At 70.4% G+C, this 14563-nt stretch carries 15 protein-coding genes; 12 read left to right on the top strand and 3 right to left on the bottom strand.

Annotation, left to right across the window (positions count from 1 at the left end; all coding sequences use genetic code 11):
- Window positions 1–64 precede the first annotated feature (64 nt).
- Window positions 65–670: a pyridoxamine 5'-phosphate oxidase gene (gene pdxH, locus T8T21_RS01320; RefSeq protein ID WP_322336485.1), complete on the bottom strand. Its 606-nt coding sequence runs from the start codon at window positions 668–670 to the stop codon at window positions 65–67.
- 167 nt (window positions 671–837) lie between these two features.
- Here pdxH and fabI point away from each other — a divergent pair, with 167 nt between their 5' ends.
- The 6 genes from fabI to trpE all read left to right on the top strand — a co-directional run bounded on the left by fabI (window position 838) and on the right by trpE (window position 7354).
- The gene (fabI, locus tag T8T21_RS01315; RefSeq protein ID WP_183473022.1) at window positions 838–1644 is read left to right on the top strand and encodes an enoyl-ACP reductase FabI; all 807 of its coding nucleotides are present in this window, start codon (window positions 838–840) and stop codon (window positions 1642–1644) included.
- A gap of 6 nt (window positions 1645–1650) precedes the next feature.
- Window positions 1651–2157 carry a xanthine phosphoribosyltransferase gene (gpt, locus tag T8T21_RS01310; RefSeq protein ID WP_183473019.1) on the top strand — a complete coding sequence of 169 codons (507 nt, stop codon included), beginning with the start codon at window positions 1651–1653 and terminating at the stop codon, window positions 2155–2157.
- Window positions 2129–2659 carry a DUF2127 domain-containing protein gene (locus T8T21_RS01305; protein WP_322336484.1) on the top strand — a complete coding sequence of 177 codons (531 nt, stop codon included), beginning with the start codon at window positions 2129–2131 and terminating at the stop codon, window positions 2657–2659. Before gpt ends, T8T21_RS01305 begins: the two co-directional genes overlap by 29 nt.
- Before the next feature lie 27 nt (window positions 2660–2686).
- Window positions 2687–3862 carry an aminotransferase gene (locus tag T8T21_RS01300; RefSeq protein ID WP_322336483.1) on the top strand — a complete coding sequence of 392 codons (1176 nt, stop codon included), beginning with the start codon at window positions 2687–2689 and terminating at the stop codon, window positions 3860–3862.
- A gap of 78 nt (window positions 3863–3940) precedes the next feature.
- Complete coding sequence (locus tag T8T21_RS01295; protein ID WP_322336482.1) at window positions 3941–5839, top strand: peptidyl-prolyl cis-trans isomerase; 1899 nt, start codon at window positions 3941–3943, stop codon at window positions 5837–5839.
- Window positions 5840–5845: 6 nt separating this feature from the next.
- Complete coding sequence (gene trpE / locus T8T21_RS01290; RefSeq protein ID WP_322336481.1) at window positions 5846–7354, top strand: anthranilate synthase component I; 1509 nt, start codon at window positions 5846–5848, stop codon at window positions 7352–7354.
- Between the two features lie 51 nt (window positions 7355–7405).
- Here the strand turns inward: trpE and T8T21_RS01285 are convergent, their stop codons facing one another.
- Window positions 7406–7810: a DoxX family protein gene (locus T8T21_RS01285; protein ID WP_183473005.1), complete on the bottom strand. Its 405-nt coding sequence runs from the start codon at window positions 7808–7810 to the stop codon at window positions 7406–7408.
- Between the two features lie 96 nt (window positions 7811–7906).
- Window positions 7907–9595: a divergent polysaccharide deacetylase family protein gene (locus T8T21_RS01280; protein WP_322336480.1), complete on the bottom strand. Its 1689-nt coding sequence runs from the start codon at window positions 9593–9595 to the stop codon at window positions 7907–7909.
- A gap of 158 nt (window positions 9596–9753) precedes the next feature.
- On the opposite strand from T8T21_RS01280, the gene T8T21_RS01275 reads away from it, so the two are divergent.
- Genes T8T21_RS01275 through T8T21_RS01250 form a run of 6 tightly spaced genes read left to right on the top strand, consistent with a single transcriptional unit; the run spans window position 9754 to window position 14501 of the window.
- Window positions 9754–10356 carry an anthranilate synthase component II gene (locus T8T21_RS01275; protein WP_322336479.1) on the top strand — a complete coding sequence of 201 codons (603 nt, stop codon included), beginning with the start codon at window positions 9754–9756 and terminating at the stop codon, window positions 10354–10356.
- Complete coding sequence (gene trpD, locus T8T21_RS01270; RefSeq protein ID WP_322336478.1) at window positions 10353–11372, top strand: anthranilate phosphoribosyltransferase; 1020 nt, start codon at window positions 10353–10355, stop codon at window positions 11370–11372. Before T8T21_RS01275 ends, trpD begins: the two co-directional genes overlap by 4 nt.
- A complete protein-coding gene (locus tag T8T21_RS01265; protein WP_322336477.1) occupies window positions 11369–12016 on the top strand; it encodes a uracil-DNA glycosylase in 648 nt (215 codons plus the stop codon). Before trpD ends, T8T21_RS01265 begins: the two co-directional genes overlap by 4 nt.
- A gap of 39 nt (window positions 12017–12055) precedes the next feature.
- Window positions 12056–12862 (top strand): indole-3-glycerol phosphate synthase TrpC, encoded by an 807-nt coding sequence (gene trpC / locus T8T21_RS01260; protein ID WP_183472991.1) that lies wholly within the window; start codon window positions 12056–12058, stop codon window positions 12860–12862.
- Window positions 12862–13332 carry a cyclic pyranopterin monophosphate synthase MoaC gene (moaC, locus tag T8T21_RS01255; protein WP_183472988.1) on the top strand — a complete coding sequence of 157 codons (471 nt, stop codon included), beginning with the start codon at window positions 12862–12864 and terminating at the stop codon, window positions 13330–13332. The genes trpC and moaC overlap by 1 nt, the downstream gene beginning before the upstream one ends.
- On the top strand, window positions 13329–14501 hold the full coding sequence (locus T8T21_RS01250) for a molybdopterin molybdotransferase MoeA (RefSeq protein ID WP_322336476.1): 1173 nt from the start codon (window positions 13329–13331) through the stop codon (window positions 14499–14501). Before moaC ends, T8T21_RS01250 begins: the two co-directional genes overlap by 4 nt.
- The last annotated feature ends 62 nt before the right edge of the window (window positions 14502–14563 follow it).

Raw genomic sequence — 14563 nt, 5'->3', positions numbered from 1 at the left:
TTTTTGCGCCTGTGCAGCACAGTCGGGCCGCCACGACAAGCGTCGATTTTCACCCCGCATGAAATCAGGGCCCCAAACGTAACACGTCGAACGGATCGGCCAGCGAGGCTCGCGACCATTTGTAGCGGTCGTGAAGCCTGTGCGCGCCATCTGCCCAGAATTCGATCTCGAGCGGCCTGATCCTGTAGCCTCCCCAGAAGGGCGGCCGCTCCGGATCCGGACCCAATTCGGCCGACATGCGCGCGACTTCGGCCTCGAGCGCCGCGCGGGACGCCACCGGCCGGCTTTGCGGTGACGCCCATGCGCCGATCCGGCTTTCGAGCGGGCGGCTGGCATAATAGGCGTCGGCCTGGGCACCATCCTCGCGCTCGACGAGGCCCCGCACGCGGATCTGTCGCCGCAGCGACTTCCAGTGCATCACGAAGGCCGCCTGCCGCGCCTGATCGAGCTGGCGTGCCTTGGCGCTTTCGTAATTGGTGTAGAAGACGAAGCCGTCGGCTTCGATTTCCTTGAGCAGGACGATTCTGACATCGGGCATGCCGTCCGCGTCGACCGTCGCCAATGCAATGGCGTTCGGGTCGGACGGCTCCAGCCGCGCGGCCTCATCCAACCAGTGCCGGGTGATCTCGAACGGATCCTCCCCGGCGAAAATACCGCCACGCTCATTCATCGTACCGACCCGTCAACTCGTATCGCACCATTATAGCCTATTTCCCGTTTTCAGCCTCATTGTTTCGCGGTCGCCGTTCTGACGTCGCGTCGGCCCCGGCCTTGATGCCTAGGGGCGCATCGCCTACACCGGATCGAAACGGCGCCGGATCGGCAAGAGGGACATTCATGACATCGCAGTTGATGGCGGGAAAGCGCGGGCTCATCATGGGGCTCGCCAACGACAAGTCGATCGCGTGGGGCATCGCCAAGGCCTGTGCCAATGCCGGCGCTGAGCTCGCATTCTCCTACCAGGGCGAGGCTTTGAAGAAGCGGGTCGATCCGCTGGCCGCCGAAGTCGGCTCCGATATCGTGTTGCCCTGCGACGTCGGCGACGAGGACAGCATCGACGCGCTGTTCGACGCACTCGGGAAACATTGGGACAAATTCGACTTCATCGTTCACGCGATCGGATTCTCCGACAAGTCCGAGCTGCGCGGTCGCTACGTCGATACGTCCAAGCAGAACTTCCTGATGTCGATGGACATTTCGGTGTGGTCCTTCACCTCGGTGGTGAAGCGCGCGGCGCCGATGATGCGCGATGGCGGCTCGGCGCTGACGCTGACCTATTATGGCGCCGAGAAGGTCATGCCGCATTACAACGTGATGGGCGTGGCCAAGGCGGCGCTCGAGGCGAGCGTGCGCTACCTGGCCGAGGATCTGGGCCGCGACGCGATCCGGGTCAACGCGATCTCCGCCGGCACGATCAAGACGCTGGCGGCCTCCGGCATCGGCGATTTCCGTTACATCATGAAGTGGAACGAGTACAATTCGCCCCTGCGCCGCACCGTCACCCAAGACGAGGTCGGCAATTCCGCGCTATACCTGCTCTCCGATCTGGGACGGGCGGTGACCGGCGAGGTGCATCATGTCGACGCGGGCTACCACGTGATCGGCATGAAGAACCCCGACGCGCCCGACATCACGAAAGGCTGAATAGAGATGACCGACCGACTGCCGCATGAAAAGGGCTTCCATGTCAGCTGGGACCAGCTGCACCGTGACAGCCGCGCGCTCGCATGGCGGCTCGACGGGCGCGGCCCCGAGGCCGAGGGCGCCTGGAAGGCGGTGGTGGCGATCACCCGCGGCGGCATGGCGCCGGCGATGATCGTCAGCCGCGAGCTGGGCATCCGCACCGTCGACACGATCTCGGTCAAGTCCTACGAGCATCAGAACCAGTCCGGCGCCAAGGTGCTCAAGGCGCCCGATGCCGAGATGATGGGCGACGGCACCGGCATCCTGGTGGTCGACGACCTCGTCGATACCGGCCGCACGCTCGAACTGGTGCGGCAGATGTACCCCAACGCGCATTTCGCCACCGTCTATGCCAAGCCGATGGGCAACAAGCAGGTCGATACCTATGTCACTGAGGTGAGCCAGGACACCTGGATCTTCTTCCCCTGGGACATGGCCCTGCAATATGTCGAGCCCTATCGCGGCAAGGACTGAGAGGACGGCGTCGCCACGGCGGCGACTGATCCATCGCCTGTTCGAGGCGAGCCTTCTGTTCAAGGGCCTGTTCGCAGGCTTCGAGACCCTCGCCGGGCTGACGCTTCTCGTCACGCCCGGCGCTGCGATTCTGGAGCTGCTCGACCGGGTCACCGCGCCGGAACTGGCGCAGGATCCACGTGATCTGCTGGCGCGCACCCTGCTTGATGCGAGCCAGAAGCTGTCGATCGAAACCCAGCATTTCTACGCGCTCTATCTCCTCACCCATGGCGGCGTGAAACTGGTGATGGTGTTGCTGCTGGCACGCGGAATGCACTGGGCCTACCCTGTCGCGATGGGTGTGCTGGCGCTGTTCATCGCCTACCAGATCCATCTGTTTGCGCTCGCCCCTTCAGCAACACTGGTGGCACTGAGCCTGTTCGACGTGGCGATGATCTGGCCGGTCCACGCCGAGTGGCGCGGCGCACGGGCCCGGATTGCACAGCCCCCGACCCAGGGCTAGCGTGCCCCCGAACCCGAGGGAGGCCCCATGAGCAGCACGCGCACCGCATCGACCTTTTCACCGCCCGTGATGGAGGCGCGGCGCTGGATCGAGGGGGTGACGTTCCCGCCCGAGCGGCCGCTGATCAATGTCAGCCAGGCGGCGCCGGTCGATCCCCCGCCCGCGCCGCTGCGCGAGGCGATGGCGCGGATCGTCATGGAGGATGCGAGCGCGCATCTCTATGGCCCGGTGCTGGGCCTGTCTGAGCTGCGCGCGGCGGTGGCGGCGCGCTGGTCGCGCGACTATCGCGGCGCGGTGGCGCCCGGACAGGTGGCGATCACCTCGGGCTGCAACCAGGCCTATTGCGCCGCCATCGCGGCGCTGTGCGGCGAGGGCACGGAAGTGATCTTGCCGAGCCCGTGGTACTTCAACCATCGCATGTGGAACGACATGTCCGGCGTCGCGACCGTGCCGCTCGAGACCGGGCCCGACCTGCTGCCCGACCCCGAGCGCGCGGCGGCGCTGATCACCCCGGCCACCCGGGCCATCGTGCTGGTCAGCCCCAACAACCCCGGCGGCGTCGAATATCCCGCCACCCTGCTCGCCGCGTTCCGCGACCTGTGCCGCGCGCGCGGCCTGGCCCTCATCCTCGACGAGACCTATCGCGACTTCGACAGCCGCGAGGGCCCGGCGCAGGACCTGTTCACCGATCCCGACTGGGCCGAGGTGCTGGTGCAGCTCTACTCCTTCTCCAAATCCTATCGCCTGACCGGCCACCGGATCGGCGCGGTCACCGCCTCCGAGGCGCGGATCGCGCAGATGGAGCGGTTCCTCGACACGGTGACGATCTGCCCCACCAGCCTCGGCCAGAAGGCGGCGCTGTGGGGCATGGAGAACCTCGACGACTGGCTGGCCGGCGAGCGGGAGGAGATCCTGTCGCGTCGTCGTGCGATGGAGGCGAGCTTCGAGCGGCTGGCGGCCCGGGGCTGGCATCTGATGGGTTGCGGCGCCTATTTCGGCTGGATCGCGCACCCGTTCGAAGAGCCCTCCGACGCGCTGGCCCGGCGGCTGGTGCGTGAGGCGGGCGTGCTGCTGTTGCCCGGCACGATGTTCACGCCCGAGGGGGCCGAGGCAGGCCGCAGGCAGCTGCGCATCGCCTTCGCCAATGTCGACGTGGCCGGGATCGCCGGGCTCGAGGAACGTCTGGCGGCCCTGCCCGTCTGAGCCAGCGGCTTGCACGGCCCCGCCCGCTTGCCTATGCATCCCCGGACGCCGCACCCGGCGCGCATCAAGGAGACCGCAATGGCATCGAGCAAGGGCAACCGCGTATTCGTCTGGATCATCCTGATCCTGCTCTTCGTGGGCCTGATCGGCTTCGGTGCGACCGGGCTCACCGGCAACGCCACGCGGCTCGGCACGGTGGGCGACAAGGAGCTCGACATCCAGGCCTATGCCAGCGCCCTGCAGAACCGGATGCGCAGCCTCGAGAGCCAGACCGGTTCGGCCTTCGGCATCGCCCAGGCCCGCGAGATCGGCCTCGACCGCGCGGTGCTGGGCCAGCTGGTGACCGAGCGCGTGCTCGACGCCGAAGCCGACGCGCTCGGCCTGTCGGTCGGCGACGCGGCGGTGCGCGAGCAGGTCCTGGCGATCCCGGCCTTCCAAGGGCTGTCGGGCGGCTTCGACCGCAACGCCTACCGCGACGCACTGTCGCGCAACGGGCTGTCCGTGGCCGATTTCGAGGAGAGCCTGCGCGAGGCCGAGGCCCGGGCGCTGCTGCAGCAGGCGGTGGTCGGCGGCGTGCCCGCCCCCGAGACCCAGGTCGAGGCGATGATCGACTTCCTGATGGCGCGGCGCGACGTCACCTGGGCGCCGGTGACGCTCGGCGCGGCCCGCCCGGCACCGGTCGATGACGGCCGCCCGCGGGTGGTCCTGCCCGAGATCCTGCTCGACGCCGAGGTCCCCACCCCCGACGAGGCCGAGATCCAGGCCCGCTACGAGGCGGCGCCCGAGGCCTATACAGCGCCCGAGATGCGCAAGATCAGCTATGCATGGCTGCGCCCCGAGGACGTGGCCGAAGGGATCGAGGTGGATGACGAGGAGGTGCGCGCCCTCTACGACCAGCGCATCGACGAATACGTGCAGGAGGAGCGTCGTCTCGTCGAGCGCCTCGTCTACCCGAGCGAGACCGCCGCCGCTGAGGCGCTGGCCCGTGTCGAGGCGGGCGAGGCCAGCTTCGAGGATCTGGTCGAGGCGCGCGGGCTGAGCCTGTCGGCCGTCGATCTGGGCGATGTGGCCGCCGATGATCTCGGCGCCGCCGCCGAGCCGGTCTTCGCCGCGCAGGCGGGCGATCTGGTCGGCCCGGTCGAGACCACGCTCGGCCCGGCCCTGTTCCGCGTCAACGCAGTTCTCGCCGCCGAGGAGGTCCCCTTCGAGGCCGTCGAGGCCGACCTGCGGGCCGAGCTGGCCCAGGCACTGGCGCGCCGCGAGATCGAGCGCCGGAGCGACGACATCACCGACCTGCTCGCCGGTGGCGCGACGCTCGAGGATCTGGCTGAGCGGACCGGCATGGAGCTGGGCACGATCGACTGGTCCGAGGACGTGGCCGAGGGCATCGCCGCCTACGCCCCCTTCCGCGAGGCCGCCGCGGCCGCGCAGGAAGGCGACTTCCCCGAGCTTCTGGGCTTCGAGGATGGCGGCGTCTTCGCGATCCGTCTCGACGAGGTGACGCCGCCCGCGCTGCGCCCGCTCGACGAGGTGCGCGATCAGGTCATCGCCGATGTCGAGGCCGAGACCCGTGCCCGGCTGCGCGCCGAGCGGGCCGAGGAACTGGCCGCCCGCATCGCCGCCGGTGAAAGCTTCGAAGCGGCGGGCCTCGCCCCGCGCACGGCCCAGAACCTCACCCGCCGCGACTTCGTCGAAGGCACCTCGCCCGAGTTCATCCGCGAGATCTTCGCGATGGAGGAAGGCGAGACCCGCGCGATCGCGGGCGAAGGCTTCGCTGCCGTGGTCCGTCTCGACGCCGTGAACGCCCCCGACATGCAGGACCCCGCCGTTGCCGCCGAACGGCAGGCGCTCGAGGCGCGGCTCGGCACCGGGCTGGCGCAGGACATCTACGCCGCCTATGCCAACGCGGTGCAGTCGCGCACCGAGATCCGCATCGACGAATCCGCCGTGCAGGCGGTCCATTCCTCCTTCAGGTAAGCCGCCATGCTCAGCCCCGATTTCGAGACGTTCCGCCAAGGCTTCGAGCAGGGTGCCAACCAGGTCGTCTGGACCCGCCTTGCCGCCGATCTCGACACGCCGGTGTCGCTGATGCTCAAGCTCGCCAATGCCGGCAAGCACGCCTTCATCCTCGAAAGCGTCACCGGCGGCGAGGTGCGGGGCCGCTACTCGATCGTCGGCATGAACCCGGACCTGATCTGGGACTGCCGGGGCGAAGGCAGCCGCGTCAACCGCGCCGCGCGCTACGATGACGACGCTTACGAGGATCTGCAGGGGCATCCGCTCGACACGCTGCGCGCGATCCTCGCCGAGAGCCGGATCGACCTGCCCGAGGACCTGCCCGCCGCCTCGGCCGGGCTGTTCGGCTATCTCGGCTACGACATGATCCGGCTGGTGGAGCGGCTGCCCCATGTGAACCCCGACCCGCTCGGCCTGCCCGACGCGGTGATGATGCGGCCGACCGTGGTCGCGGTGCTCGACGGGGTGAAGGGCGAGGTGATCCTGGTGGCGCCAGTCTGGCAAGGACAGGGCCAGTCGGCCCGCGCGGCCTATGCCCAGGCGGCGGAGCGGGTGACCGAGGCGCGTCGTGCGCTCGACCGGCCGATGCCGCAGGAGGCGCGCGCGCTGCAGGCCCCCGCGCCGCTGGCCGAGCCGGTGTCGAACTTCACCCATGAGGGCTATCTCGCCGCCGTGGCGAAGGCCAAGGAATACATCGGCGCGGGCGACATCTTCCAAGTGGTGCCGGCGCAGCGCTGGACGCAGGACTTTCCCGAGCCGCCCTTCGCGCTCTACCGCTCGCTGCGGCGCACCAACCCCTCGCCCTTCATGTTCTACTTCAATTTCGGCGGCTATCAGGTGGTCGGCGCCAGCCCCGAGATCCTCGTACGGGTGATGGGCGGCGAAGTGACGATCCGCCCGATCGCCGGCACCCGGCCGCGCGGCGCCACCCCCGAGGAGGATCGCGCCAACGAGGAAAGCCTGCTGGCGGACGCCAAGGAGCTGTCCGAGCATCTGATGCTGCTGGATCTGGGCCGCAACGATGTCGGCCGTGTGGCCCGACCGGGCACGGTGAAGCCGACCGAGCAGTTCATCATCGAGCGCTATTCCCACGTGATGCACATCGTGTCGAACGTCGTGGGCGAGCTGCGCGAGGATCAGGACGCGCTGTCGGCCCTGCTCGCGGGGCTGCCGGCGGGCACGGTCTCGGGTGCGCCCAAGGTGCGGGCGATGCAGATCATCGACGAGCTGGAGCCCGAGAAGCGCGGCATCTATGGCGGCGGCCTGGGCTATTTCAGCGCGAATGGCGACATGGACATGTGCATCGCGCTCAGGACCGCCATCGTCCAGAACGGCAAGCTCTACATCCAGGCCGGCGGCGGCGTGGTCCATGACAGCGACCCCGAGGCCGAGTACATGGAGACGGTGCACAAGTCGAACGCGCTCAGGCGCGCCGCGGCGGACGCCGCGATGTTCCGGCCCGAGGGCAATGGCTGACGAGAAAAGGGCGGGGACATCCCCGCCCTTTCCGCATCCGGCGCCCCTGCTTCAGCGGCGGCGCATCAGCGCGTCAAGGCTCCACGGCCCCGGGCCTGCGACGAAGATGTAGAGGAAGACGAAGCAGTACAGGATCGCCGCGTCGCCGCCGTTGAGCGTCGGGAAGAGGTTGCCCGGCGCGTGGAACATCCAGTAGGCGACCGCCATCATTCCCGACAGCACGAAGGCCACGGGGCGGGTGAACAGCCCGACCAGCAGCAGCAGACCGCCCACCAGCTCGAGCAGGCCACCGATACCGAACAGCGACAGGAGCGGCGGCTGCTGCTCGGTCGGCGGGAAGGCGAACAGCTTCTGGCTGCCATGCAGGGTGAAGATCAGCGCGCTGGTGATGCGCAGCACGCTGAGCATTTCAGGGGCGCGAGCGGCGATGCCGGTCGAGGCGGGTTGCGTGGTCATTCGGGCGATCCATCCGTTGGGTTGCGTTGCCCTCACGTCTGGGCAGCCGCAGCGCCGCGGTCAAATCACCGATCCTGTGCGCCCTTGAACAACGCCCTATTTGACCGGCCCGGCCAGCTGCAACTGCAGCAGCGCGCTGACCGGCGACGGCGCCACCCCTTCCCGGTCGACCCGATTGCCCCAGAGCGTCAGCGCGGTGATGCTCTCGGGGTTGAGCGGCGCCAGCAGCGTCACCGCGCCCTGCTGGCGGGCGCGGAAGGCGGCCTGATCGAGAAAGCGCCGGATCACCCGGTCGTCCTGCCCGACCTCGCCGAGATCACGATAGACCTCGAGCGCCGGGACGCCGCGCGCCTCGGCCTGCCGCATCGGCGTCGCCAGCCCCCGTGGCAACGCCACCAGCCCGCGCCCGTCGCGTGCCAGACGGTCCAGCGCCTGCGCGGTCACGTCCGCATCCGAAAGCAGCCCCGCATCGCCGAGATCGAGCAATGCCACCGCTTCGGGCAGCGTGTTGAAGGCGGACTCGAAGGTGACCTCGACATCGGAGGGCGCGGCGCCCTGTGGCAGTCGGGCGATGGCGGCGATCTCGTAGCCCGCGTCACGCCAGCGCGCGGCCCGCGCGGCGGCGTCGGGCGCCTCGGCGTCGATGCCGATCGTCACCGGAAAGGGAATGGTCGACGCGGCGGCCACCGCGTTGTCGAGTGCCCCGGTGTCGAGCAGCACGATCGACATCCGCGGCTCACCGGCATCGGCCAGATCGGGCGCGGCAAAGCGCATCAGGGCCGGCGCGTCGTCGGGCAGCGACGCCGCCTCGACCGGGGCTTCCTCGTCGTCGAGGCCGGGCCGGCGCACCGGCACCGCGTCGCCGCCCGACAGCCCGGCGGCACGGCCGGGCAGCGGCCGGGACGCGTCGTCACCCGCCTCGCCCGGTGCCGGCAGCACGGTGATCGTTCCCGACATGTCGGGCAGCGCCTCCGGCCGCTCGGGCGGCGCGGGCATGGCGAGGGGCGGGCTGGCGGGCGGCTCGGCGAGCGCGGCGATCTCGGGTGCTTCGCTGTCCTCCGAGGCTTCCACCTCTTGGGCCTCTTCCGTCGAAGGCTCGGGCCGGGCGTCAACCACCTCGCGCGGCGCTTCGCTAGGCGGCGGCGGCGGGTCGGTGACGACGGTGATGTCGGCCTCCTTGACCGGAACCTCGATCACCCGCGAGGGCGGGCCGGGCAGCACCGGCTGATCCACCTCGGGCGCGGGTCCCGGCGCGGCCGCGGTATCGGGCGCGGGTTGCGGGGCGGAGCCGGCGTCGGCCACGGCGCCGGGCCGGTCCTCGGCCTCGGTCTCGGCCTCGGGCACGGCGCCGCGCCCGGCCGGCACGTCGGCACGCGGCGTCAGCGGCAGGGCCTCGCGGCGCGGAGCCAGCGCGGGCGCGTCCGGCGCCTCGGCCAGAACCTCGCCACCGACCGGCGCTTCAGGCGCCTCGGCACTGACCGGCGGCGGCGGCCCCTCGGCCAGCTCGGCGGCAGGCGCGTCTTCGGCTTCGTCCTGTGCGGGTGTCACGGGCACGACCTCGACCTCGCCGGAGACGATGATCGTGTCGTCGGGCTGTCCGCCCGGCCCTTCTGCGGCGGCGCGGGCCGCCTCGTCTGTCGTCTCAACTTCGCTTTCGTCAGCCGCCTCGCCGAAGGGACGCGCGATCTCGCGCGCCGGCGGGTCGCCGATGAGCGAGGCCACGGCCAGCGCCCCCGCCGATACCAACAGACCCCAGATTCCGCCGATGATGAATCCAGATCCCACGTTTCCCGCCCCGCTGCGCCGCTGCTTCCGGCGTCGCCTAGTCCCGGACCTTGACGTTTCCCGCCTCTCGGCCCCATTTATGGCGCGACCTTACCAAGGGACCACCGCCGAACGGTAGCCCCGAATTTCAACGGCGGCGCGAGCGGCCCGGAGGGACAATGCTTCTCCTGATCGACAATTACGACAGCTTCACCTGGAACCTCGTGCATTATCTGGGCGAGCTGGGCGCGGATGTCGTGGTCAAGCGCAATGACGAGATCAGCGTCGATCAGGCGATGGCACTGCGGCCGGAGGGCATCGTGCTTTCGCCCGGCCCCTGCGATCCCGATCAGGCCGGAATCTGCCTCGACCTCACCCGCGCAGCAGCCGACAGCGCGACGCCGCTCCTGGGCGTCTGCCTCGGGCACCAGACCATCGGTCAGGCCTTTGGCGGCCAGGTCGTGCGCTGCCACGAGATCGTGCACGGCAAGACCGCCGACATGCTGCACGAGGGCAAGGGCGTCTTCGCCGGGCTGCCCTCGCCCTTCAAGGCGACGCGCTACCATTCGCTGGTGGTCGACCGCGACAGCCTGCCCGACAGCCTCGAGATCACCGCGACCATCGCCGACGGCACGATCATGGGGCTGCGGCACCGCGAATTGCCGATCGAGGGGGTGCAGTTCCACCCCGAGAGCATCGCCTCCGAGCATGGCCACCAGATGCTCAGGAATTTCCTGGAGCGGTTGCCGGGCCATGCTCCCGGCGCCCCGGTGGCGGCATGAGCGACCGGCTCAAGCCGCTGATCGCCGCCGCGCTCGAGGGCCCGCTCTCCACGGAGCAGGCCGAGGCCGCCTTCGGCATCCTGTTCGACGGCGACGCCACCCCGGCGCAGATGGCCGCCTTTCTCGTCACGCTCAGGATGCGCGGCGAGACCGTGCCCGAAATCGCCGCCGCCGCCCGCGTGATGCGCGCGCGCTGCCTCAAGGTTGCGGCCCCCGAGGGCGCGATCGACATCGTCGGCACCGGTGGCGACGGCAAGAACACCCTGAACATCTCGACCGCGACCGCCTTCGTCGTCGCCGGCGCGGGCGTGCCGGTGGCCAAGCATGGCAACCGCAACCTGTCGTCGAAATCCGGCACCGCCGATGCGCTGGGCCAGATGGGCGTGCAGGTGATGGTCGGCGCCGAGGTGGTCGAGCGCGCGCTGGCCGAGGCCGGGATCGGCTTCATGATGGCGCCGATGCACCACCCGGCGATGAAGCATGTCGGCCCGATCCGCGCCGAGATCGGCATCCGCACCCTGTTCAACATCCTCGGGCCGCTCACCAACCCCGCCGGGGTGAAGCGCCAGCTCACCGGCGCCTATGATCCGCGCCTGATCCGGCCGATGGCCGAGGTGCTCGGCCGTCTCGGCTCCGAGCAGGCCTGGCTCGTGCATGGCGGCGACGGCACCGACGAGCTGTCGATCTCCGGCCCCTCCCGGGTCGCGGCACTCGAAGATGGACAGGTCGAGGAGTTCGAGATCAGCCCCTCGGATGCGGGGCTGCCGGAACACCCGTTCGAGGCGATCATCGGCGGCACGCCCGAGGAGAATGGCCGCGCGCTGGCCGCGCTGCTCGACGGGGCGCCGGGCGCCTATCGCGACGCGGTCCGGCTCAACGCTGCCGCCGCGCTGGTGGTGGCGGGCCGCGCCTCCGATCTGCGCAGCGGCGCCGATCTCGCTGCCGAAAGCATCGATTCGGGCGCCGCGCGTCGCGCCATCGACCGGCTCGCCGCGATCACCTCCGGGCAGGCGTGAGCGCGCCGCCCGAGGGCTGGGCAGACCTGCCGTTCTTTTCGGCGCAATGGCCCGCCCTGCGCGACCGTCTCGATGCCCTGCCCGCCGTGCTGCCCACCCCTGAGGCGCGGTTCCGCGCGCTGGAGCTGACGCCGCCCGATGCGGTGCGCGTGGTGATCCTGGGGCAGGACCCCTACCCGACGCCGGGCCATGCGACCGGCCTTGCCTTTTCGGTTCCCGCCGAGCTGGCCAAGCTGCCGCCCTCCCTGCGCAACATCTTCAAGGAGATGCGGGAGGATCTGGGCTGCGCGCCCGCCACCGGCGACCTGACGCATTGGGCGCGCCAAGGCGTGCTGCTCTTGAACACCGCCCTCTCGGTCGAGCCGGGCGGCGCCGGTGGCCATGCGCGGTGGGGCTGGGACGTGCTGGTGGCACAGGTCCTCGAACGCGCCGCCGCGACACCTTGCGCCTTTCTCTTGTGGGGCGCGCATGCCCAGAAGGTGGCCGCGCCCTTCATCGGTCCGGATCACCTGATGATCGAAACCGCCCACCCTTCGCCGCTGGCCGCGCGGCGCGGCTTCTTCGGCTCGCGCCCCTTCGGCCGGGTCAACGATTGGCTCGCCACACGCGGTGAGCCCCCGATCGACTGGTGCGGCCCCGCCTGAACGCTTTCCAAGCCCCTTTTTGCCCGGTAGAACGACGACATGGACATTCTCGACAAGATCAAGGCCTACAAGCTCGAGGAGGTGGCGCAGCGCAAGGCCGCGCTGCCGCTCGCCGATATCGAGGCACGCGCCGCGCAGGCGCCGGCGCCGCGCGGCTTCGCCGACCGGCTGGCCGAGGCCGCGCGCGAGGGCTACGGCCTGATCGCCGAAGTGAAGAAGGCCAGCCCCTCCAAGGGGCTGATCCGCGCCGATTTCGACCCGCCCGCGCTCGCCGCCGCCTACGAGGCGGGCGGTGCGGCCTGTCTCTCGGTGCTGACCGACGGGCCCTCCTTCCAGGGCGCGGACGAGTTCCTCGTGCAGGCGCGCGAGGCGACCTCGCTGCCGGTGCTGCGCAAGGATTTCCTCTACGATCCGTGGCAGGTGGCCGAGAGCCGCTCGCTGGGCGCCGACTGCATCCTGATCATCATGGCGAGCGTGTCGGACGCGCAGGCGCGCGAGCTCGAGGACGCGGCGACGCGCTGGGGCATGGACGCGCTGATCGAGGTGCATGACCGCGCCGAGCTCGACCGCGCGGCCGAGCTGTCGTCGCGGATGATCGGCATCAACAACCGCAACCTGCAGACCTTCGAGACCTCGCTCGACGTGACCCGCAAGCTGGCCAAGCACGTGCCGGTCGACCGGATGATCGTCGGCGAGAGCGGACTGTCGACGCCGGCCGATCTCGCCGAGATGGCGCGCTACGGCGTGCGCAGCTTCCTGATCGGCGAAAGCCTGATGCGGCAGGACGACGTGACCGCGGCGACGCGCAGCCTGCTGGCGAGCCCGCTGACCGCGCCGGGGGCCTGATGCCGCTCACGCATTTCGACGCCGCCGGCCGCGCCCACATGGTCGATGTCACCGACAAGTCGGTCACCGACCGCATGGCGGTGGCCGAGGGTCACGTGACCATGACCGCCGAGACGCTCGCCCTCGTGCAGGCGGGCCGCGCCGGCAAGGGCGACGTGCTGGGCACCGCCCGGCTGGCCGGGATCATGGCCGCCAAGCGGACGGCCGACCTGATTCCGCTGTGCCACCCGCTGCCGCTGTCGAAGGTGACGCTCGACCTTGAGGCCGACGAGGCCCTGCCGGGCGTGCGGATCACCGCGACGGTGCGCACCACCGGCCGCACCGGCGTCGAGATGGAGGCGCTGACGGCGGTCTCGGTGGCGGGACTGACGATCTACGACATGCTCAAGGCCGCGCAGAAGGACATGGTCATCGGCGGCGTCCGCCTGACCCTCAAGGAGGGCGGCAAGTCGGGACGCTGGCAGGCGTGATCCCCGTCTCCGAGGCCCTCGACCGGCTCTTTGCCCTCGTTACGCCGCTCGACACGCAAGAGGTCGCTCTGACCGCCGCCACGGGCCGCGTGCTGCGCGCCCCGGCGATCGCGACGCGCGACCAGCCGCCCTTCGCGGCTTCGGCGATGGACGGCTACGCGATCCTCGACGCCGACTGCGCGCCCGGCGCGCGGCTGACGGTGATCGGCGAGGCGGCGGCCGGGCATGGCTTTGCCGGCCGCGTCGGGCCGGGCGAGGCGGTGCGCATCTTCACCGGGGCCCCGGTGCCTGCGGGCGCGGACCGCGTCGTGATCCAGGAGGACACGACGCGCGACGGCGACGATGTGACCCTGTCGCCCGGCATTTCCGAGAACCGCAACATCCGCGCCGCCGGTGTCGATTTCCGCGCCGGCGACGCCTTATCGGCGCCGCGCCTGCTGCGGCCCGCCGACATCGCTCTGGCCGCGTCGATGAACGCCGACAGGCTCACCGTCTCGCGTCGGCCCGAAGTGGCGATCATCGCCACTGGCGACGAGCTGGTTGCGCCGGGCGGCGCACCGCGCGCCGACCAGATCATCGCATCGAACGCCTACGGGCTGCACGGCATCGTGGCACAGGCCGGCGGCGCGCCGCGGCTGCTGCCGATCGCCGGCGACAGCATGGCCGCGCTGGCGCAGGCGTTCGAGCTGGCGCGCGGCGTCGATATCGTGGTGACCATTGGCGGCGCCTCGGTGGGCGACCACGACCTCGTCGGCGAGGCCGCCTCGGAGGCCGGGATGGAGCGGGCTTTCTGGAAGGTGGCGATCCGCCCGGGCAAGCCGCTGATGGCCGGGCGTTTCGGCGATGCGCTGCTTCTCGGGCTGCCGGGCAACCCGGTCTCCTCGATGGTCTGCGCGCATGTCTTCCTCGTGCCGCTGATCCGGGCGCTTTCGGGCCTTCCCCCCGCCCCGGCGCCGCGCCACCGTGCCCGGCTGGCCGCGCCTCTGGCAGCGAACGGCCCGCGCGAGCACTACCTGCGCGCCGCGACCGGGCCGAACGGCGTGACCGCCTTCTCCAAGCAGGACAGCTCGCTTTTGTCGGTGCTGTCGGATGCGGACTGCCTGATCGTGCAGCCGCCGCATGACCCTGCCCGCGATGCGGGTGACGTGGTGGAAGTGATCGCGCTGTGAGGGCTTGACACAAAACGGGAACGTGCATAGAACGGAGCCCCAACCGTCCGCGCGCAAAAAGG

This window comes from Limimaricola variabilis (assembly GCF_034371605.1).
GTDB classification, from domain to species: domain Bacteria; phylum Pseudomonadota; class Alphaproteobacteria; order Rhodobacterales; family Rhodobacteraceae; genus Limimaricola; species Limimaricola variabilis.
This window is presented reverse-complemented; position numbering and strand designations above follow the sequence as displayed.